Source organism: Leucobacter triazinivorans (assembly GCF_004208635.1).
In the GTDB taxonomy this organism is placed as follows: Bacteria; Actinomycetota; Actinomycetes; order Actinomycetales; family Microbacteriaceae; genus Leucobacter; species Leucobacter triazinivorans.
This window is the reverse complement of record NZ_CP035806.1, coordinates 2,410,852-2,431,252: the sequence shown is the minus strand read 5'-3', so window position 1 is coordinate 2,431,252 and position 20,401 is coordinate 2,410,852. Positions and strand designations below refer to the sequence as shown.

Sequence of the window (20,401 nt, the reverse complement as noted above, 5' to 3'; positions counted from 1 at the left end):
GGGCGGGCCGGGATCACCACCCCAGACTGCGATAGCGGTCGTGGCGCCCCACCCGGCGACGGTCGGGCTGCATGAGCTGCAGCGCGGCGATCTCCTGCGCGATCGCGTCGCCCATGCGCCGGCAGAAGGCCACCGCCTCCTCTGCGGCGTCGGGGTGCTCTGCGACGATGCGGTCCACGATGCGGTTCTGGAGCAGCCGGGCCGAGGCGACACCCTGCTGTTCGGCGAGCTCGGGCGCGTGCGCCGTGTCGCGGTGCACGATCGCCGAGGCGCCCTCCGGAGGGAGGGGCGAGAGCCAGGCGTGGAGCGCCGCGATCGTGCGATCGGCCGGAAGAATCGCCAGGGCACCGCCGCCGGTGCCCTCGCCGAGCAGGATCGACAGCGTCGGGCCGCGATGCGTGGCGAGGTCGGCGAGGCAGTGCGCGATCTCCGAGGCGAGGCCGCCCTCCTCCGCGGCCCGGGACAGGGCGGCCCCCGGCGTATCGATCACGGTGACCAGCGGCAGGCGCAGCTCTTCCGAGAGATGCATGGCCCGGCGCGCGGCGCGCAGCGCGCCGGGACCCAGCGGGGCGTGGGATCGCTGCGCGCGTCGGTCCTGTCCCACGACCACCGCCGGCACGCCTCCGAAGCGGGCCAGGCACAGCGCGAGGCCGGGATCCCTCTCGCCCTGACCAGTGCCCGACAGCGGCACGACGTCGGTCGCCGCGTGGCGCAGCAGCTCGCGCAGACCGGGTCGGCGCCGATCACGGGTACGGGTGACCGAGGCCCAGGTGTCGCTCGAGCCGACCGGGTCGTCGACAGCGGATCCGGGGTCTTCGGCACGGGCGGCCAGCTCGCCGTGCGTCGGGTGCTGCAGCAGGCGCAGGGTGCGGGCGATCACCTCGCGCAGCCCCTCGGGCGGCAGCACTCCGTCGATGATGCCGTGCCGCGCGAGGTTCTCGGCCGACTGCACGCCGTCGGGGAATCGCTCGCCGTAGAGCGCCTCGTAGACGCGCGGGCCGAGGAAGCCGACGAGCGCGCCGGGCTCGGCCACGGTCACCTGCCCGAGCGACCCGAACGACGCGAGCGCGCCGCCCGTGGAGGGGTGCCTGAGATACGTGAGGTACGGGAGGCCCTCGGCCTGGTGCGCGGCGACGGCCGCGGCGATCTTCACCATCGCGACGAAGGCGACGGTCCCCTCCTGCATGCGCGTGCCGCCCGACGCCGTCGAGGCGAGCACGGGCAGCCGCTCGGCAGTGGCCCGCTCCATCGCCCGCACGAAGCGCTCCGCCGCGGCGACGCCGATGGATCCCGCGAGGAACTGGAACTCGCACGCGATGAGCACGACTCGGCGCCCCTCGACCAGCGCCTCGCCCGTGATGATCGACTCGTCCACCCCGCTCTTCGCGGCCGCCGCCGCGAGCTCGTCGCGATAGGCGTCGCCGAGGTCGGGCTCCGCGGGCGGCACGTCCCAGGACTGATAGGTCGCGGGATCCGAGATCAGCTCGATCAGCTCCCGCGCCGACAGTCTGCGCGGCCGCGCGAGGGTGGTCGCCGCGTTCACGCGCCCGCCCCGGCGGTTCTGTTCGCACCCGCGCCGGCGGTCGCGGACGCGGTCGCGGTCACCCCTGCGGGCGCGGTCGCCCCTGCGGACGCGGTCGCCCCTGGGGGCGCGGTCGCCCCTGCGGACGCGGTCGCGACGCGGTCGAGCCCCAGCCACGCGCGGATCGCGGCGCCGTGCTGGTCGAGCACGGGCGGCGCCGTGTGCGCAGTGCGCGCGCGCTCCGACTCCCCCGAGCCGTCGACGTCGAAGAAGCGGATCGCCGGGCCCGGCAGCGAGATCCCGCCCAGCGCGGCGTGATCCACGTCGACCACCAGCCCCTGCGAGTGCAGCTGATCCCACGCGTACACCTCGGCGAGATCCCGCACCTTGCCCGCCGGCACCCCGGCCGCGGCGAGCCGCTGAAGCAGAGACGCCGCATCGTGATCCGCGAACGCCGCCTCGACGAACGCGATCGTCTCATCACGATGCGCGACCCGATCGGGGTTCGCGGCGAGCCCCGGCGTCTCGGGATCCACATCGAACTCTGTGCAGAACGCCCGCCACAGGCGTTCGTTGCCCACGCTGATCTGCACCGCCCCATCCCGGCACCGGAACAAACCGTAGGGAGCGATCGAGGGGTGGTGGTTCCCCTGTGCGGCCGGCACCTCGCCCGCCACCGTCACGCGGGTCCCCTGGAACGCGTGCACCCCCACGATCGACGAGAGCAGCGAGGTGCGCACGACGCGGCCCCGGCCCGTGCGCTCCCGCTCGTAGAGCGCCGCGAGCACGCCGACGACGCCGTGGATGCCGCCCAGCAGGTCCGCGATCGGCGTGCCGACCCGCTGGGGGTCGTCGGGGCCGGATCCGGTGAGCGACATCAGCCCGGCCTCGCCCTGCACGATCTGGTCGTACCCGGCCCGCCCGCCCTCCGGACCGTCGTGTCCGAATCCCGTGATCGAGAGTTGCACCAGCCGGGGATTGAGCTCGGCGAGCGCGGCGGTGCCGAAGCCGAGGCGATCCATCACCCCGGTGCGGAAGTTCTCGATGAGCACGTCGGCGCGTCGCAGCAGCTCGGTGAGCACGCGGCGGCCGTCGTCGCTCTTCAGGTCGAGCGCGATCGACTCCTTATTGCGGTTGCACGACAGGAAGTACGTCGAGAACGCCTCCCCGCCCGAGCCTTGCACGAACGGCGGCCCCCACGAGCGGGTGTCGTCCCCCATCACGGGGGCCTCGACCTTGACGACCCGAGCCCCGAGGTCCCCCAGCATCTGCCCCGCATGCGGGCCCGCCAGCGCACGCGACAGGTCCACCACCAGCACACCCTCGAGCGATCCCTGATTCGGCATGTCAACTCCTTCCATCTCCGTGCATGTGCGAACGGCCGACTTAGGCACCGACGGCGATCCCGAGCCGCGGGTGCATCCGCGACCACCGCGTGCGCTCCTCGTAGGCGTAGGCGGCGCGCAGCAGCAGCGCGTCAGCCCCCTGCGGGGCGACCAGCTGGATGCCGACGGGCAACCCCGACTTCGAGAAGCCGGCGGGCGCGGAGAGCGCGGGCACGCTCATGCCCGATACCACGCAGACCGAGCGCATCCAGTCGAGGTAGTCGCCCATCGGCCGGCCCGCGACCTCGGCGGGCCAGCGCTGCTCAGCAGGAAACGGCAGCACCTGTGCCGTGGGGGTGATCCACAGGTCGTAGCGCGCGAAGTACTCGCGAGTGCGCTGTTCGAGGCGGGTGCGGGCACGGGCAAGCTCGTGCAGATCGGCAGCGCTCTGGCGGGCGCCCGCGGCGACGTTCTCGACGACCTCCGGTTTCACCCGGTCGGGGTGGGCGCGCACCAGCTCGCCCCAGCCGAACTCGTAGTCGAAGGCACGGGTCTGGCGGAAGACGTAGTCGGCGTCGGCGAGGTCGGGCGATGCCTCCTCCACCACGGCACCGGCCTCTGCGAACACGGCGAGCGAGCGCTCCACCACCGCCACGACTTCGGGATCGACCGGCATGTCGAGCCCCATGTCGGGCGACCAGCCGATGCGCAGCCCGGCGATCCCGGAGCGGAGCCCCACCTGGAAGTCGACCCCCGACTCCTGGATCGAGGTGGGCGTGGCGGGATCCGGGCCGGAGAGCACCGTCATCATGAGTGCCAGATCTGTCGCCTCCCGCGCCATCGGGCCGGTGCGACCGAGCCACATCCAGGAGTTGGCGCCGGGGAGCGGGATGCGCCCGAGCGAGGGGCGCAGGCCGAACACGTTGCAGAAGGCCGCCGGGATGCGCAGCGAACCGCCCATGTCCGAACCGTCGCCAATCGCCTGGATGCCCGCGGCGATCGCGGCGGCGGCACCGCCGCTCGAGCCGCCGGCGCTGAGCCCGGTGTCGTACGGGTTCCGCGTGGTGCCGAACACCTCATTGAAGGTGTGCGCGCCCGCCGCGAACTCGGGCACGTTGTTCTTGCCGGTCATGATCGCACCCGCGGCGCGCATACGGCCCACGATGAGGCTGTCGTGCGGCGCCACCACGTGCTGCAACAGAGGCGAGCCCCAGGTGTTGGGCATCCCGGCTGTCTCATTCGTGTCCTTGTTTGTCAGAGGCACACCATGCAGCGGCCCCAGTCGCTCACCGGCTGCCTGGCGCGCATCGGCGCTCTCGGCCGCGGCCCATGCCCCCTCGCGATCCTCGTAGATCACGGCGTTGATCGCCGGGTTCACCGCATCGATGCGGTCCCAGTGCGCCTGCAGCGCATCGCGCGCCGAGAGCTCTCCCGCGCGGATGCGGCTCGCCAGTTCAGCCGCGGACATCCACTTCAGCTCGTCGTTCTCCATGCCGGTCTCAGGCGCTCTGCGCGGTCTGCACGCTCTGCGCGGCCTGCACGCTTTGCCCGGTCTGCACGCTTTGCCCGGTCTGCGCGGGGATCGCGCCGGCCCGGATGAGCTCGAAGATCTCGGTGCGCAGCTCTGCGAAGTCGTGCAGTGCCCGAGTCGAGATCTGGTCACGGGGCGCGGGCAGGTCGATGTCGACGATGCGGGTCACGATCGCCGGCCGGTGGCCGAGCACGACCACCCGGTCGGAGAGGTAGACCGACTCATCGATGTCGTGGGTCACGAGCAGGATCGTCATGCCGAACTCGTCGCGGATCTTGAGGCAGAGATCCTCGAGCTCGAACCGGGTCTGCGCGTCGACCGAGGCGAAGGGCTCGTCCATCACGAGCACCTCGGGGCGGTAGGCCAGAGCGCGGGCGATGGCGACGCGCTGCTGCATGCCGCCGGAGAGCTGCCACGGGAAGCGATCAAGAGCGTGGGAGAGTCCCACCGAGGTGAGCGCAGAGCGCACGCGCCCGTCAATCTCGGCCTTCGGCAGGCGGAGGTGTTTCAGAGGCAGGCGCACGTTCTTCTCGACCGTGAGCCACGGCATCAACGACCGCGTGTACTCCTGGAACACGAGCGCCATCTCCTCCGGCGGCCCGTCGATGACTTGCCCGTCGATGCTCGCCGAACCCGACGTGATCGATTGCAAACCCGTCAGGCACTTCAGCAGCGTGGTCTTCCCGATCCCTGACGGGCCAACGATCGAGACGATCTCGCCGGCCGTCACGTCGAAGGTGAGGTCGGCGATGATCTGTACGTCGGCGCCGCCGACGGCGTAGGACTTGGACAGGTGCTCGACGACGAGCTGGGTGTTGGTCATGGTGTGGTCTCCGTGGTTCGGTGTAAGCGTCGTCCCGCGCGGGTGAATCGCGGGATCTGTGCGGAAGTTCGGTGGATTCTGCGACTCGTTCCTCGCGCAGAATGACGGTGAGGGGTCAGTCGGCCGAGGCGGCCTTCTGCGCACCGAGGTACCAGGCGAGGGCGCGGCGGCGCACCATGGTGAAGACGAGGTTCGCGAGATAGCCGAGGATGCCGAGCAGCACGATGCCGGCCCACATCCCCTTCACGTCGAAGCTCTTCTGGGCGAGGAGCGTCAGGGCACCGATCCCTCGCGCGGCCCCCATCATCTCGCTGGTGATCATCACGATGAAGGCGACCTGCAGGCTCACGAGCGCTCCCGCGAAGATCTGCGGCGAGGCCGCGGGGATGTAGATGCTGCGCAGCTGCTCCCATCTGGTGAGCCGGTAGACCTGCGCCGTTTCGAGGAGCAGCGGCTCGGTGGAGCGCACGCCGTCGATCGTCGAGATGAGCACGGGGAACAGGGCGGCGAGCACGATCGCGAAGATGCGCGCCTCGTTGCCGAACCCCATTGTCGCCAGGATGATGGGCAGCAGGGCGACCGCCGGGATCGAGCGCACGAGCTGCACGATGGGGTCGAGGATCCAGAACAGCGGCTTGACGAGACCGAGCAGGATACCGAAGGCGATGCCGACCGCGCAGGCGATCACATACGCCAGGATGAAGTTGCCGACACTCGGCAGCACGTCGCTCGCGAACTTGTCGAAGAGCCAGAGGTTCTGGAACTCGAGAAGGATGTCGCGCAGCGGCGGGAAGAAGGGGTTGGCGGAGTTCAGGGAGCCGAACCACCAGGCGAGGATCAGCAGGACCGGCACACCGATCTCGAGCCCCAGAAGGAATGGACGACGGCTGCGCACGCGCTTCGCCTTCGCCGCCGCGCGGATGACGGTGGTGCGTGTGGTGGGACTCGGCGCGATGGCCATCTCAGTGCCCCTTCCGGTAGGAGGCGTGCCAGTGGAGCAGGCGACGCTCGGTACGAATTGCGACGGTCTGCAACAGGAGACCCATCAGGCCGAGCACCAGCACGTAGGCGAAGATGTCCTCGTTGCGGCCTGCCAGCTGAGCGATTGCGAGGGAATTGCCGATACCGGGTGCGCCGCCGAGCATTCCCGCGACCACCGTCAGGATCAGGGTGATCGGGGCGGCGACGCGCATCGCGGTGCCGACGAATGGGGAGGCCCCCGGCAAGATGACCCGCCAGAGCACTTCGCCGCGCGTCATGCCGAACGACCTCGCGGTGTTGAGCATCACCGGATCCACCGATTCCACACCGGCTGCGGTCTGCGCAGCGATCGGCAGGGTGACACCGAACACGATGAGGAACACACCCATCTCGGCGGTCGGGCCGAGAATCAGCATGACGAGCGGCAGGATCACGATCGCAGGGATGGGGCGCAGGAATTCGAATGAGAACCGGATGGCGGCGTTCGCGACGTCCGATGTGCCGACCACAACGCCAACGGCCACGCCCAGCACCGCGGCGAGCCCCCAGCCGAAGAGCGCGATCCCCAGCGTCTCGAGCACCTCGATCCAGAACCCTACGGTGAGCAGCAGGTTGCCGAGCGCGCCAACCACTGAGGGTACCGACGGCAGCACGGTCTCCGAGGCGACCTGGATCGAGCCCCACTGCCAGACGGCGAGGAGGACGACGATGCCGAGCATTCCGTAGAGGATGGGCGCGATCGCAGCGCGACTCGCGCGGATTGATGACTGCATATTCGTCCTCCTCCGCTTCCGCCTCTGGACTACTTCGCTACCGGCGTCAGGATCGTGCTGACGTCGATGGCATCGTCGAAGAACCCGATGGCGACGAGCTTGTCGTCGACCTCCTCGAGCTGCGCCTGATCGATGGCATGAGGCCAGTACGACTGCGGCATCTGCTCCGGGGTGAGCTTGAGACCCGAGCGGTCGATCGCGTGCTGCTGTGTCGCTTCGAGGTTCTCGTTCGCCCACTCCGCTGACTTCGCAATCGCGCGCTGGAATCGCGCAACGGCCTCAGGGTTCTCCTGCGCCCACGACTGGGATGCGGCCCACGCGCTGGTGGCGGAACCCTGCGGGAAGAAAACGGCGCTCGGGTTCATGATGCGCTTGAGGCCGGCCGCATCTGCCTCGATCGAGTACGGACTGACCAAGAACGCTGCATCGACTTGGTCGTTCTTGAGTGCCTCAAGGGCGGGCACGAAACCGAGGTTGAGCCACTCGATCTCATCAGTCTCAACGTCGGCTTCCTGAAGTACGGATGTGATGGTCGCGTCGGCCTGCGCTTTCAACTCGGGGACGGCAATGCTCGCACCCGCCAGTCCTTCGATGTTGTCGATACCGCTCGCTGCGCTGGTGTAGACGCCTACCGAGGTATAGTTTCGCTGCTCCTCGAGCGGGGCTTCGGCAGCGACAGGGTTGATCCCGTCGGACGGCGCGATCAGCGTGACCGGCACGTTCTGACGCGCCATCTGCAGCGCGCCGATGGTAGGGGTGAAGGCGAGCTCGAGCTTGCCGGCCTGCAGTGCCGCGATGGCGGAGGAAAGATCGGGCAGGTCGACTATCTCGACGTCGAGCCCTTCCTCCTCGAAGAAGCCCTGTTCGACGCCCAGGTACAGAGGCTCAGCGGCGATGGAGGCCTGCGACTGCACCCGGATCTTGATGGGCCCATCAGCTCCGGCAGCGCTACTGCCACCCGAGGGGGCATCGGACGAGCAGGCTACGAGCGAGACGACCGCTGCGGCGGCGAGACCCAAGAGTCCCAAATTGCGAATCTTCATTGACACAACTTTCACTTCGGGGTTGAGGGGCAACTCGATTTCCCATCGCCCGCACCAGAAATCTGGTATGCCGTCAGCGATGATCGAATTAGCCTTGACTCTACGCAGATGCGACGGGTGTCGTACATGAGTATTGCCATTCTGAAGAAATCAGCGGATAATCCTGCCATGATCACCAGATCGCTACTCGAGCCGCTCGATCGCAAGATCGTTGCCGCGCTGCAGGTAAATGCCCGTGCAGGCTGGCGCCGAATCGCCGCCGTGCTCGATGCACCCGAACGCACAGTGGCTGCGCATGGTACCGAGCTCGTGCGGAGCCGGCGGGTGCGACCCACGTATTTCACCGTGCTGCCACAGGGCGGTGTGCTCGACGGTGCAATCGCCAGCGTGCGATGCATCTCGGGCATGAACCGAGTGACCGCGACCGCGGCCGCTTCCCGGAACAACTCGGTGTTCACCTATCTCACAACCGGCGAGGCCGACTGCGTGTTCGAACTCATGAACGAACGCGCGCAGTCGCTCGCCATGCTGCTCGATGAGATCCCGGGCATGCCGGGTGCGGCAGCTATCGACACCGCCACGATCCTCAAGCTCTACAAAGGCACCCACCAGTGGCTTCCTGGCATCCTCGAGGAAGCCCAAGTCGCCGCCCTCACGGATCTGGAGCAGAGATGGGAGCCGACCGGCGCAGTCGAGCTGGCGCCACTCAGCCGCGAGGAGCAGGCGATCGCGCGGGTGCTCGCGGCCGACGGACGTGCGACGATCGAAGAACTCGCCCGAGCCACAGCGCTCTCCCCCGCATCTGCCCGCCGCAGGCTCGCACATCTCCAGGCGAGCGGCCGCGTATTTGATCGTGCTGTCGTGGAGCCGGCGGCCCTCGGCTTCCCGGTGGAGGCCATTCTGCGTATCCGCACATTTCCAGGCCGCACAGAGTCGGTCGCCATGCAGCTCGCCGGGGTCCCAGAAGTGCGGTACCTCGCGTTCACCACCGGCCGACATCAACTCTTCGTCGACATCGCCTGTGTCGACCACTCCGCACTAGCTGATTTCCTGACCCGGGCCGACTGGACCGAGGACGCCGTGGAGGTCGACACGTCAATCGTGATCCAAGCGATCAAACGCAGCGGGGTGCGCATGGACGATGCTTAAGGCATATCCGAGCGCATCCTCCGTCCCGCTGATCGGGCGAGCGAGCGCCTAGCGCTTCTTGCGTAGCTCCTTGAAGAACATCTGCCCCAGGATGAACGCCAGCAGCAGCGAGAACGCGACGTTCGACCAGAACGGCGGGATGTGCGTCGCGATGACCGAGCCGAGGGGCGAGAGCACCGCGGCGGAGATCCCGAGCGCCACGGCGGCACGGAGATCCACGTTTCGCCGGCGCGCGTTGCCGATGGTGCCCGAGAGCGAACCCGGGATGAGCATGATCAGCGAGGTGCCCTTCGCCACGAGATCGCTCGCGCCGAAGAAGAACATGAGGATCGGCACGACCACGACCCCGCCGCCCACTCCGAGCAGCCCCGAGAGCACGCCGGTGATGAGGCCGGTGACCACGAGCAGCGCGCCCGAGAGCACCGTGATCTCGATCGAGGCATCGCGCTGCGGAACGACGAACCACAGACTGATCACGACTCCCAGCAGGAACGCCATGAACATCCAGCGCAGGAAGCCGGTGGGCACTCGGGAGAGCAGGAAGCTGCCGATCTGGGCTCCCACGATGATGCCCGCGGCGAGCAGCGCGGCAGCGATCCAGTCGACGTTGCCCTGCACCGCGTATCCGATGCCGCCGACCACCGCGGCGGGCAGGATCGCCGCCACGGAGGTGCCTGCGGCGAGCCGCTGCTGGAATCCGAGGATCATGACGAGCATCGGGACGAGCACCACGCCGCCGCCGATGCCGAAGAGCCCGGAGAGCATGCCCGTGGTGGCGCCGAGCAGGGAGAGGACGAGAATACTGGGACGGGGGGTGCTGGTCATCAGGCGATCGATTCTGCAGGTCGTGGGTGATCGGGGCGCGGCGCGAGCGGCGTTCAGCCCGGGCCGGCGACCACGATCGCCGAGCCGTCGGAACGGGGATCGCTCGCGGCTTCGTACCCCTCGGGAGTGACCCGGATCAGGTTCGAGTGGCCGAGATCCTCAGTGTACGCGGGCACCGTGGAGAGTTCGAAACCGGCCTCCCCGAGCGCGGCGCGCACCGACGCCGGAACGTCCTCCTCGATCGTGACCGAGACGGCCCCGTCGCCTCGCGCCTCGTCGACGATCCAGCGCGGCGCGTGCGTGGCCTCGTGCGGCGACGCTCCCGCCAGGGAGCGCAGCAGCAGCTGGGCGTGGATCTGCGGCTGCGCCGCACCGCCCATCGTCGCCGGCACCCACGCGAGCTCGTCGCCACGCAGGATGAGCACGGGCATGAGCGTGTGGCGCGGGCGCTTGCCCGGCGCGAAGGCGTTGGGCGACGCCGGATCGAGCGAGAAGGAGGTGCCGCGGTTCTGGAACACGATGCCCGTCTCGGGCTCGAGGATGTGCGCGCCGAAGCCCCAGTACACGGAGTTGATGAGCGAGACGGCCCAGCCGTCGGCGCTGATGGCGCTGAGCCCGACGGTGTCGCCGCTCGCCGTTGCGGCACCGCCGATCGGGCGATCGGGGGCGGCCATCGCCACGAGATCCGCGCCCGAGGCGCCGCCGAAGCCGGGATCTGCGAGCGCGGCCGCGCGCACCTCGTTGCTCTCGTGGAAGGCGCGGGCGAGCTCGCCGGCCCCGACGCCGAGCGGATCCTCGATTCCCCCGGCCACCGCGTTCAGCGCGCGCAGCAGCATGAACCCGGAGGTGTTGGGCGGCCCGGTGAGCACGCGCAGGCCCGCGAAGGAGCCCTCGAGCGGCTCACCCCAGAACGCCGAGTAGTCGACGGCGTCGCGCGGCCCGATCTTCGACCCGAGGCGCTGCAGCCCCGCGATCCAGCGGGCGGCCGTCTCGCCCTCGTAGAACTCGGCCGAGCCGCCCGCGGCGATCCGGCGCAGTGTGGCCGCGAGCGCGGGCTGCACGAGCGGAGCGCCCTCGGCGAGCGGCTCGCCGCCCGGATAGAAGACGGCGCTCGCGCCGGGATCCCGCGAGAGGGAGTCCCGATCCTCGACGAGCGCAGCGGCCACGGAGCGCGAGTTGGGGAACCCCTGCTCGGCGTGCCGGATCGCGGCCTCGAAGTGCTCGGCCCAGCTCAGCTTCGCTCCGTACTCGTGCAGCGCATTCCAGCCGCACACACCGCCCGGCACGGTTACGGTGTCGATGCCGCGCAGGGGCAGCTGCTCGCCGTGCTTCTCGCGCAGGGCCTCGAGTGTCTGCGCCGCCGGAGCTGGGCCCGTGGCGTTGAGGAAGCGCACCTCGCCGTGCGGGCTGCGCACGAGCGCGACGAGATCGCCGCCGAGCGCCACGTTGTTCGGGTAGACGACGCACAGCGCGGCCGCGGCGGCGAGCGCGGCGTCGACGGCGGTGCCGCCCGCCTCGAGCGCGGCCGCGCCGGCCTCGGTGGCGAGGTGGTGCGACGTCGAGATCGCACCGCGATGGGTGGAGGTGGAGGTGGAGGTCACTTCGCTCCTTCGTCGTGACGCGCGGCGCCGGATTCGTGAGGCGCCGCGCCGGGGTCCTGCGGCACGGCGCCGGTGGCTGCGAGGGCGATCTGCTTGCCGATGTCGAGCACGTGCGCGCGAGCCTCCTGCTCGGCCAGTTCTCCGTCGCCGGCCGCGATCGCCTCGAAGATGCGCCGGTGGGCGGCGCTCGAGGCGTTGCGACGTGCTTTCGTCTGGTATCTGCTGGCACGACTCGGCGCGATCTGCTGCGCGATCTGCTCGTTGATGAGCGCGAGCAGCGGGTTGTGCGCATACTGCGCGATGGCCTGGTGGAAGGCGCGATCGAGTTCGGCGTACCGATCCTTCGTGACGTCCTTCTCCATCGCCTCCACCAGCTCGCGCAGCTGAGCGAGATCGCGCGAGGTCGCCCGGGACGCCGTGATCCTCGCGATCGGAGGCTCGATGATCGCGCGCAGCTCCATGATGTCGTGCAGCTCGGGGCGCAGCGCGTCAACGATCCCCAGGGTGTTCTCCGGCACCTTCGCGCGCTCGCCCGGGGCGAGCACGATCGTCCCTCGCCCCGGCTTCCGATCGACCAGGCCGCGGTTCTCGAGTTCGCGCAACGCGTCCCGGATGGACGGTCGCGACACCCCGAAGTACTCCGCAAGCTCGCGCTCGGGCGGCACCTTTTCGCCTGGAGCGAGCTTCCCCTCAAGGATCAATCGCTCGAGATCGACGGACAGGCGGTCGGGCACCGAGAGAGTCGTCGCACGCCCCACTGCTTCCCAGTCCATATCGGCTCCTTTCGACCGGCTCGCACACCGCAATCCCATTCTGCCTGTCCCGATCGGAACAGCAGCAGCCCCGCCATTTCGCGGCTCGATCCCCTGTGTTTCAGTTCAGTTACGCAGTTGACGATACCGGCGAGGCCGGGTATCGTCCATCACAGCTTAGTCGGTTGGTCAGACCATCAGCCACAGACGACAGCATACTCCTTCACCGAAGAAGGGCAACCCGAAACCACTATCGAATGGAGAGACCGCCGTGGCTTCCTCTCGCAACACATCCAGACTTCTCACCGGAGCGTTCACCACGCTCGTCGCGAGCGCAGCGCTGACACTCGCCGGCTGCAGCCAGGCGGCTCCCGAGCCGGCGGCCAACGACAGCAACGGCTCCGCATCGATCGCGCCGCCGACCATCATCAAGGAGGGCGCACTGACGGTCTGCACCGGAGATTCGCCGCCGAACATCTATTACGACGAGAACAACGAACTCATCGGAGTCGAGATCGACTTGGCGAACGCGCTCGCCGACAACCTCGGCCTGGACACGACGCTCGCCGAGTACGCCTTCTCAGGCCTCATCCCTGCGCTTCAGGCGAAGCAGTGCGACGTGATCATGGGCTCGCTCTACATCAAACCCGAACGCGAAGAGATCGCGAACTTCGTGCCGTATCTCTACTCGGGAACCGGTGTCGGCGTCGCGAAGGAGAACCCCAGGAACATCACCGGCAATGACGACAGCCTCTGCGGGCTCAAGATCGTCGCGATCACCGGCGCCACCGGGGCGTCGGCAGCCGAGGCCCGCTCGGAAGCCTGCGAAGAGGCCGGCAAGGATCCGCTCAACATCACGCTGATCGATGAGGGCGCGACCGCGGTCCAACAGGTGCTCACCGGCCAGCAGGACGCCTTCATCGACACCTCGGAGATCATGGGCTTCTACGGACAGCAGAGCGACGGAGCGATCGTGCTCGTCGGCGATGTCTCCGACAAGGTCCGGATCGGGGCCGCGACGCTCAAGGAGAACACCGAGCTGAACGAGGCGCTCGCAACGGCCTTCGAAACGATGGTGGACGACGGCACCTACCACGCGATCCTCGAGGAGTGGGATGTGGCAGGCAACGACATCACCCAGGCCGACTAGCTCGATGGGCAGCGGTGAAGGATCCGCCCCGCCCCGACCCCGGAAGGACCCCGCACGATGACCTTCGACTGGACCTACTTCTGGAGTTCACTCCTCCAACCGAATCAGAAATTCCTCGACGGGCTCTGGGTGACCATCGGCATCTCGGTGGTCGCGATGTTCCTGGCCCTGATTCTCGGCCTCCTCATCGCACTGATGGGGCGCAGCCGCTTCCTCCCGCTCCGCATCGTCGCGAGTCTGTACATCTGGATCATCCGAGGCACGCCTCTGCTGGTGCAGCTCGTGATCCTCTACACCGGATTCGCAGCTGCCAACATCTTCCGGTTCGAAGACGTCACGCTGGGGATCCTCATCAAGGGCGCGGTCCAAGCGGCGATCATCGGCCTCATGCTGAACGAGAGCGCCTACATCTCGGAAATCGTTCGCGGGGGGCTCGAGTCGATCGAGAAGGGGCAGACAGAAGCAGCGCTCTCGCTCGGCATGACGCCACTCGGATCAATGCGCTGGATCGTCGTCCCCCAGGCGATCCGCGTCATGGTCCCCCCGCTCGGCAACTCCTTCAATGGGCTCATGAAGAGCACCTCGATCCTCTCGATCATCGGGGTATCCGAGATGTACCAGGTCGGCAGCACGATGGCTGCGTCGACGTTCAAGGCGTTCGAGATCTTCATCGTGATTGCGCTCTACTACCTCGCACTCACCACGATCTGGACGGTCATCCAGACGCAGATCGAGAACTGGCTGAATGCAAAGGCCGGCCTCCCCAAGGCCGAATCGGTCTGGAAGCGGCTCTTCGGTATGCGCAGCAAGCGCGACCGGGTCGCCCCCAAGACCCCGCTCGCGGCAATGGAAGGAGCCGCAGCATGAGTGCTACGGAGTACACAGCACCGGTCTCGACGTCGGAGGGACCGATCGTGCGCACGATCGACATCAACAAGTGGTTCGGCGACCGGCATATCCTCACCGATGTCTCGCTCGAGATCGAGCGAGGTGAGGTCGTGGTGCTCGTCGGCCCTTCGGGCGCGGGCAAGACGACCTTCCTGCGGACGCTGAACCGCCTCGAACCGATCGACAGCGGAGAGATCCATGTCAACGGGCAACGAATCGGTGAGCGATCGCTGATGAATGGCAGGTCGGTCGAGATCTCCGCGAAGGCTCTCGCGAAGCAACGGGCGGACATCGGCTTTGTCTTCCAGCACTTCAATCTCTTCCCTCACATGACGGTGCTCGAGAACATCTGGCACTCCCCGGTGCGTGTCAAGGGGGAACGGAAGTCTGACGCGATCGCCTACGCCGAGGAGCTCCTCGCGCGGGTCGGCCTCTCCGACAAGGCGGATGCGCGGCCGCGATCGCTCTCGGGCGGGCAGCAGCAGCGGGTCGCGATCGCGCGGGCTCTGGCCATGCGGCCTGCTCTCATGCTGTTTGACGAGCCGACCTCGGCCCTCGATCCCGAGATGGTCGGCGAGGTGCTGCAGGTGATGAAGGACCTCGCCGCAGCGGGCATGACGATGATTGTCGTGAGCCACGAGATGGGCTTCACCCGGGAGGTGGCCGACCGAGTGATCGTGATGGATGCCGGAGCCATCATCGAGCAGGGGGATCCCGAGCTCGTGTTCACCAGCCCCGAGAACGAGCGCACGCGGCAGTTCCTGTCGAAAGTGCTCTGAGCCGGAAGCTCTGGGCCCGGGCTTGGGCTCTGGGCTCTGGGCTCTGGGCTCTGGGCTCTGGGCGCGGGGTCTTGGCCCGGGTCCTGGGCTCTGGGCCCGGGCCTCGACTGTGCACCGGGAGTGCCCCAGCCCGACCTGTGCGCCGAGCGCGCCCCCAGCCCGACCTATGCGCCGAGATCCCGATTTCTGCCGTCTCTCCCGTGACGGAGCGACAGAAATCGGGATCTCGGCGCGCCGCAAGCCGCAAGCCACAGGCCACAGGCCGCAGGCCGCAGGCCGGCGGGGTCGACGGGAAGTCCGACCGAATCAGCGATGGTGATCCGCGAGCACGCCCCCGTAGACGCCGAGCAGCACCTCGGTCTGCGCCGACTGCAGGAATCGCCTGGACTCCGCCTCGGGCACGCGGTGGATGCCGGGATCCACCGCGAGTTCCGCGGCGGGATCCACCGGGAGTTCCGCAGCGGGTTCCGCGCCGGGATCCACCGCGGAACTCTTAGCGGGATCCACCGCGAGTTCCGCGACCGCCTCGCCCAGCGTGCGGGCCAGCGCGGCCACGCTACCGTCGGGCACCCGCCACCCGGCCGACACCGCGACGTCGTCGGCGATCTCCGGGTCGCAGAAGATGGTCGGCGTGCCGAGCACGGCCGCTTCGAACGGCGTGAGCCCCTGCGTCTCGAAGCCCATCGACGTCTGCACGAGCGCGTCGGCATCGCGCATCGCGGCGAGCGCGTCGCGGTACGGCACCGCACCCGCCAGCGTCACCCGATCGCCGAGACCCAGCTTCGCGATCCGGTCGCGCACCCGCGGCAGGAGCAGACCGCCGCCGTGCAGCACGACATCGGCATCGATTCCCGACTCCCCCACGGCATCCACGAACTCCAGCACGCGCTTCTCGTGACTCATGCGGCCGAGCCACACGAGCCGCGGCCGGCGCCTCGGCGAGCGCGGCAGCGCCCGCACCGCTTCGACCGCCTCGTCATCGACCCCGCCGCGGGTCACGAGTACCCGGGCCGCGACTCCGTGCCGTTGCAGCTCGTCGGCGAAGTGCTGAGACGGCGCGGTCACCGCGCTCGCCTCCGCCGCCAGCTCGGCCAGGTACCTCCAGGCCCCGCGAGCCTTCGGAGACACCGCGCCCCGGCACCGCCCCAGCGCCAGTCCCCGCCAGAGCCGCAGCGCGCCGAACGCGAGCGGGGCGAGCGGCGTGACGGCTCGCGTGCCCTCGTCGACGTGGTTGTGCATCGTGAGCACGAGCGGCACGCGCAGTCCTCGCGCCGCGCGCACTCCGATCATCGCCCCCCAGAAGTCGCCCTGCACATGGACGAGATCCACCGGGGGGCGCTCGGCGAGCGCGGCGGCGAGCACTCGATCGGTGCGCCGCCCCGGCCAGCTCAGCCCGTACTCGCGATCCCGGGTGATGGGCATCGAGGGCAGGTCGACGTAGGCGTCGCGGGAAGCGGGATCCGGGGCGTAGCCGGGACGGTGCAGCGCGGGGGCCGCGACCGTCACGCGGTGCCCCGCGCGCTCGAGATAGCGGCGCTGCAGGCGGATCGCCACCTGCACCCCGCCGAGCGACTCGGGGTGCTGGTCTGCGACCACCAGGATGTGCATCAGCCGGCGACCGCTTCGCCGCGGTAGAGCGCCTCGAAGGTGTCGAGGGTGCGGTCGATGTCGTGCACTTGCACCGCCTCGAGCGAGGCTCGCTGCATGTGCGCGAACTGCTCGGGGCTGCTCTTCAGCACCTTCTCGATCTGCTCGGCGAGCTCCCGGTCGTTGCCCGGCTGGAAGAGGTATCCGTTCTCTCCGTGGTGCACCAGGTGGGGCAGCGCCATCGCATCTGCGGCGACGATGGGGAGGCCGGAGGCCATGGCCTCCATCGTGGCGATCGACTGCAGCTCGGCGATCGATGCGATCACGAACGCACTCGCCCCGGTGAGATGGGCGCGCAACTGCTCGTCGGTGACCCGCCCGGTGAAGGCTACGCGATCCGCGATGCCGAGTTCCGCGGCGAGCTTCTCGAGATTCTTGCGCTGATCGCCGTCGCCCACGACGGTGAAGCTGACGTCGAGCGCGGGATCGACGCGCGGGATCGCGCGGAGGATCACGTCGATCTCCTTCTCGAGCGTCACCCGGCCCACGAACACCAGCGTGTTCTCGGAGCGCGGCTCGAGGTCGGCCGTGTAGTTGGATGCGCGGAGCCCGCAGCTCACGGGGAGCACCCCTCGGCGGTGCGTGCTGCGCTCGAGGAAGTCGGCCGCTCGACGAGTGGGCGTGGTGATGGCCTCGGCCAGCTTCAGCACGCGGTCGGCCGCGTTCCACCCCCAGCGCACGAAGATCCGCTTGGCCCTCTCGGGCAGCAGGGTGAAGTCGAGCACGTTCTCGGGCATGACGTGGTTCGTGGCGACGATGCGGATCCCTCGCTTCGATCCCTCGATCGCGAGAGCGCGCCCGATCACGATGTGCGACTGGATGTGGATCACATCGGGACGCACCCGGTCGAGCAGCTTGCGGGCGTATCCGCGAGCCCGCCACGGCAGCACGAAGCGCAGCCAGTCGTGCGGGTACCAGCGCCAGCTCGCCCAGCGGTGCACCGTCATGCGCTCGCCCTCGATGGTCTCCACGAAGCTGCCGGTGCGATTGTGCCGCACCGACGGGGCGACCACGTGCACGTCCTCACCGCGCTGCACGAGCCCCGCGGCCAGCCGCTCCGCGAAGCGGGCGGCCCCATTGACATCGGGGAGGAAGGTGTCGCAGCCGATGAGGATGCGGAGAGGATTCTGGCGATCGGTGGTGCTCACGGTGTGCGGGAGTCCTTCGGTCGGGAGATGTGCGCCGGTGGGCGGACGGGGTCTAGTTTAGGCAACGACGACCCGGAAGCCGCGGAGGGTCTTCGGGGTGCCCGCAGGTCGCAGCACCCTCGCCCCGTGCGACCGCATCGCCACCGACACCCCGGTGGAGCCCGCATCGCGAGACCGGCAAGAGCTCGCACCCCGAGGTCGGCGCAGTGTCGCCCCTCGCCCAGGCGTCGCTCTCGGCACGCGGGACCTACTCCGGGAACACCCGCTTCGAGATGGCCTGCACGTCACGGTCGAGGCCCTCCAGCTTCGCCTCGAGGCGCGAGAACCGCTCGTCGAACACGCGCTCCTGGTGCTCGAAGCGCAGCACCATCTCGGCGTGCAGGGCGTCGACGCGGGCGTCTACGGCTTCGAACCGGCGGTCGACCGCTTCGAATTTGGCCTCGAACTTGGCGTCGAACTTCTCGAACCGGGCCGCGACTCCGTCGAACTGAGCCGAGATCGTGCGGGTGAGCAACTGGGTGACCAGCGTGACGAACCCGACGAGCGTCGCGGCGAGCACGCCGATGACCGCCCAGATCTGCGGTTCGTTCATCGTGATCACACTCCTATTCTGGCTGATTCGGAGCCAGTTTTCCAGGAAGAAACGGCTGATCGGAAGCGCAAAAGAAGAATGTGGATAAGTTGCGTGGACCCGGCGTGGGAGCGCGATCTGTGAGCGAAGCATCGACGGCTGGTGCGCCGCCGAGGTCAGGGATCCCGCCGCCCGCCCCGCGCGCGCGGGATGTAGCGCGGGATCCAGCGCGCGAATCCGGCGCTGCCGAGCACCGCGAGCACCCCGGTGGCGGCGGCGGCGAGGGGCAGCGAGACCGCCGCGATCGCCGACACGGCGAGCGGTGCGACGGCTCCGCCGAGATCGGTGAGCGTGCGCCATGCCGCGAGATACGGGGCCGGGTCGTCCCCGGGGGCGAGGTCGGCGCCGAGCGTCAGCAGGATCCCGCTCGAGAGCCCGTTGCCGATGCCGATCACCACCGCGCAGCCCAGCAGCCACGCCTCGGCACCCGGGAGATCGTGCGTGCACGCGAGCACGAGGAAGCTCAGTGCCATCGCACTCGTCGCCGGCAGCGCCGCCCAGAGCCGCCCGAAGCGGTCCATCACCTGACCGCTGGTGTAGAACAGTGCGAAGTCGATGGTCCCCGACACCCCCACCACGAGCGCGATCGCCGCCGCGTCCATGCCGATCGAGACTCCCCACAGCGGGAGCAGCACGTCCTTCACGGAACGCAGCCCCGACAGCACTGCCGCCGAGCCGCCGATCCTGAGCAGCGGACCGCGCCCCTCCCGGATCGCCGCGGCGATTCCGCCGGCCCGCGCCGATGCGGGCCCCGCCGAATCCCCGCCTCGGGCGCCTCCGGCATCGGCACCACCGGCCGGAGGCGCGATGACGCGCTCCGGATCCGGGGCGAACGCGACCAGCAGCGCCGCGAGCACCAGGCAGACGGCGAACGCCCACACGGGCGCGGCGGAGCTCCCGGTCGCGGTGAGGAGCCCGGCCGCCAGGAACGGGCCGGCGAAACGCCCGAGGCGATGAGAGCCCCCGATCAACGACAGCGCTCGGGCGCGGATCGCGAACGGCACGCGCGTGGTCATGAAGGAGTGCCGTGCGAGCCCGAACGTGGCCGCCGCGAACCCGACGACGAAGACCGCGGCGCCCAGCACCGCGACGTTCGGAGCGAACGCCACCCCGATCACGCCGAGCAGAGCGACTGCGGACGCGATGAGCATCGCCACGCGCTCTCCCGCCCGGGCCACCACCCAGCTCGCCGGCAGGTTGCCCACGAGCTGCCCGACGACCACGGCGGACGCGATGACGCCCGACAGGCCGAGACCGGCGCCCATGTCGACCGCGATCACCGGGATCAGCGGCATCATGGCGAACTCGCCCAGGGTGAAGAGGATCGTGGGCCCGTAGATGCTCGGGGCCATGCGCCGCAGCAGCGCCCGCGTGGAGTTCGACATGTCGTCACCACACTACTGCGCGGCGCCGCGGGCGCATTCTGGCGCGGATCCCCCGGCGCGGATCCCCCGGCGCGGATCGCCCGGCGCGGATCCCCCGGCGCGGATCCCCCGGCGCCCCTGACCCAACAGCACTGTTTTCCCTGCGAGCACCTCGTTTCCGGGCTTCTCGGGGCGCGAGGGTGAATCGGTGCGCGAGGGTAACGTGTGGAACGGCGCGAGGGGAAGGCCCCGACGGAACAGCGCACGAGGCACGAGGCAGGAGGCACGCCGCACGACGCACGAGGTACGAGGCGCGACGCACGACGCACGAGGTACGAGGCGCGACGCACGAGGCAGTGCACGACGCTGGAAGCACGAGCCAGGACGCACGCCGCACGACGCACCGCACGATCGGCGCAGACCGGCCGCACCGCACGACCGGCGCAGACCGGCCGCACTGCCCGGCGCA

18 protein-coding genes are annotated in these 20,401 nt (G+C 69.2%); 4 read left to right on the top strand and 14 right to left on the bottom strand.

Annotated features, from left to right (window positions below; translation table 11 throughout):
- Window positions 1-13: 13 nt before the first annotated feature.
- The 7 genes from EVS81_RS11040 to EVS81_RS11010 all read right to left on the bottom strand — a co-directional run bounded on the left by EVS81_RS11040 (window position 14) and on the right by EVS81_RS11010 (window position 8,031).
- On the bottom strand, window positions 14-1,543 hold the full coding sequence (locus tag EVS81_RS11040) for a carboxyl transferase domain-containing protein (RefSeq protein ID WP_130110434.1): 1,530 nt from the start codon (window positions 1,541-1,543) through the stop codon (window positions 14-16).
- Window positions 1,540-2,868: a CaiB/BaiF CoA transferase family protein gene (locus tag EVS81_RS11035; protein WP_130110433.1), complete on the bottom strand. Its 1,329-nt coding sequence runs from the start codon at window positions 2,866-2,868 to the stop codon at window positions 1,540-1,542. Before EVS81_RS11035 ends, EVS81_RS11040 begins: the two co-directional genes overlap by 4 nt.
- 40 nt (window positions 2,869-2,908) lie before the next feature.
- Window positions 2,909-4,339, bottom strand: coding sequence for an amidase (locus EVS81_RS11030; RefSeq protein ID WP_130110432.1), 1,431 nt, complete (start codon window positions 4,337-4,339; stop codon window positions 2,909-2,911).
- Between the two features lie 7 nt (window positions 4,340-4,346).
- A complete protein-coding gene (locus EVS81_RS11025) occupies window positions 4,347-5,201 on the bottom strand; it encodes an ABC transporter ATP-binding protein (protein WP_130110431.1) in 855 nt (284 codons plus the stop codon).
- Window positions 5,202-5,316: 115 nt separating this feature from the next.
- Entirely contained in the window at window positions 5,317-6,162 is an 846-nt protein-coding gene (locus EVS81_RS11020; protein ID WP_130110430.1) for an ABC transporter permease, read from the bottom strand.
- 1 nt (window position 6,163) lies between these two features.
- Window positions 6,164-6,955: an ABC transporter permease gene (locus EVS81_RS11015; RefSeq protein WP_130110429.1), complete on the bottom strand. Its 792-nt coding sequence runs from the start codon at window positions 6,953-6,955 to the stop codon at window positions 6,164-6,166.
- 29 nt (window positions 6,956-6,984) lie between these two features.
- Window positions 6,985-8,031, bottom strand: a complete 1,047-nt coding sequence (locus EVS81_RS11010; RefSeq protein WP_130110428.1) for an ABC transporter substrate-binding protein — start codon at window positions 8,029-8,031, stop codon at window positions 6,985-6,987.
- Window positions 8,032-8,106: 75 nt separating this feature from the next.
- Here EVS81_RS11010 and EVS81_RS11005 point away from each other — a divergent pair, with 75 nt between their 5' ends.
- A complete protein-coding gene (locus EVS81_RS11005; RefSeq protein ID WP_130110427.1) occupies window positions 8,107-9,147 on the top strand; it encodes an Lrp/AsnC family transcriptional regulator in 1,041 nt (346 codons plus the stop codon).
- 48 nt (window positions 9,148-9,195) lie between these two features.
- Here EVS81_RS11005 and EVS81_RS11000 read toward each other — a convergent pair whose 3' ends face one another.
- From EVS81_RS11000 to EVS81_RS10990, 3 genes are read right to left on the bottom strand one after another with little or no spacing between them, the layout of a single operon-like run.
- Window positions 9,196-9,972: a sulfite exporter TauE/SafE family protein gene (locus tag EVS81_RS11000; RefSeq protein ID WP_130110426.1), complete on the bottom strand. Its 777-nt coding sequence runs from the start codon at window positions 9,970-9,972 to the stop codon at window positions 9,196-9,198.
- A gap of 53 nt (window positions 9,973-10,025) precedes the next feature.
- Window positions 10,026-11,573, bottom strand: a complete 1,548-nt coding sequence (locus EVS81_RS10995) for a gamma-glutamyltransferase family protein (RefSeq protein WP_130110425.1) — start codon at window positions 11,571-11,573, stop codon at window positions 10,026-10,028.
- Complete coding sequence (locus EVS81_RS10990; RefSeq protein ID WP_130110424.1) at window positions 11,570-12,346, bottom strand: FadR/GntR family transcriptional regulator; 777 nt, start codon at window positions 12,344-12,346, stop codon at window positions 11,570-11,572. The genes EVS81_RS10995 and EVS81_RS10990 overlap by 4 nt, the downstream gene beginning before the upstream one ends.
- A 250-nt stretch (window positions 12,347-12,596) precedes the next feature.
- Between EVS81_RS10990 and EVS81_RS10985 the strand changes: the two genes are divergently transcribed.
- The 3 genes from EVS81_RS10985 to EVS81_RS10975 are packed head-to-tail and all read left to right on the top strand — an operon-like array spanning window position 12,597 to window position 15,142.
- Complete coding sequence (locus EVS81_RS10985; RefSeq protein ID WP_165384252.1) at window positions 12,597-13,475, top strand: ABC transporter substrate-binding protein; 879 nt, start codon at window positions 12,597-12,599, stop codon at window positions 13,473-13,475.
- Between the two features lie 57 nt (window positions 13,476-13,532).
- Window positions 13,533-14,342: an amino acid ABC transporter permease gene (locus EVS81_RS10980; RefSeq protein WP_130110422.1), complete on the top strand. Its 810-nt coding sequence runs from the start codon at window positions 13,533-13,535 to the stop codon at window positions 14,340-14,342.
- Window positions 14,339-15,142 carry an amino acid ABC transporter ATP-binding protein gene (locus EVS81_RS10975; protein ID WP_130110421.1) on the top strand — a complete coding sequence of 268 codons (804 nt, stop codon included), beginning with the start codon at window positions 14,339-14,341 and terminating at the stop codon, window positions 15,140-15,142. Before EVS81_RS10980 ends, EVS81_RS10975 begins: the two co-directional genes overlap by 4 nt.
- A 306-nt stretch (window positions 15,143-15,448) precedes the next feature.
- Here EVS81_RS10975 and EVS81_RS10970 read toward each other — a convergent pair whose 3' ends face one another.
- The 4 genes from EVS81_RS10970 to EVS81_RS10955 all read right to left on the bottom strand — a co-directional run bounded on the left by EVS81_RS10970 (window position 15,449) and on the right by EVS81_RS10955 (window position 19,953).
- The gene (locus EVS81_RS10970; protein ID WP_130110420.1) at window positions 15,449-16,750 is read right to left on the bottom strand and encodes a glycosyltransferase; all 1,302 of its coding nucleotides are present in this window, start codon (window positions 16,748-16,750) and stop codon (window positions 15,449-15,451) included.
- Window positions 16,750-17,937 (bottom strand): glycosyltransferase, encoded by a 1,188-nt coding sequence (locus EVS81_RS10965; RefSeq protein ID WP_130110419.1) that lies wholly within the window; start codon window positions 17,935-17,937, stop codon window positions 16,750-16,752. The genes EVS81_RS10970 and EVS81_RS10965 overlap by 1 nt, the downstream gene beginning before the upstream one ends.
- Window positions 17,938-18,184: 247 nt before the next feature.
- Window positions 18,185-18,529 (bottom strand): hypothetical protein, encoded by a 345-nt coding sequence (locus EVS81_RS10960; RefSeq protein ID WP_130110418.1) that lies wholly within the window; start codon window positions 18,527-18,529, stop codon window positions 18,185-18,187.
- Window positions 18,530-18,684: 155 nt separating this feature from the next.
- A complete protein-coding gene (locus EVS81_RS10955; protein WP_130110417.1) occupies window positions 18,685-19,953 on the bottom strand; it encodes an MFS transporter in 1,269 nt (422 codons plus the stop codon).
- Between the last annotated feature and the right edge of the window lie 448 nt (window positions 19,954-20,401).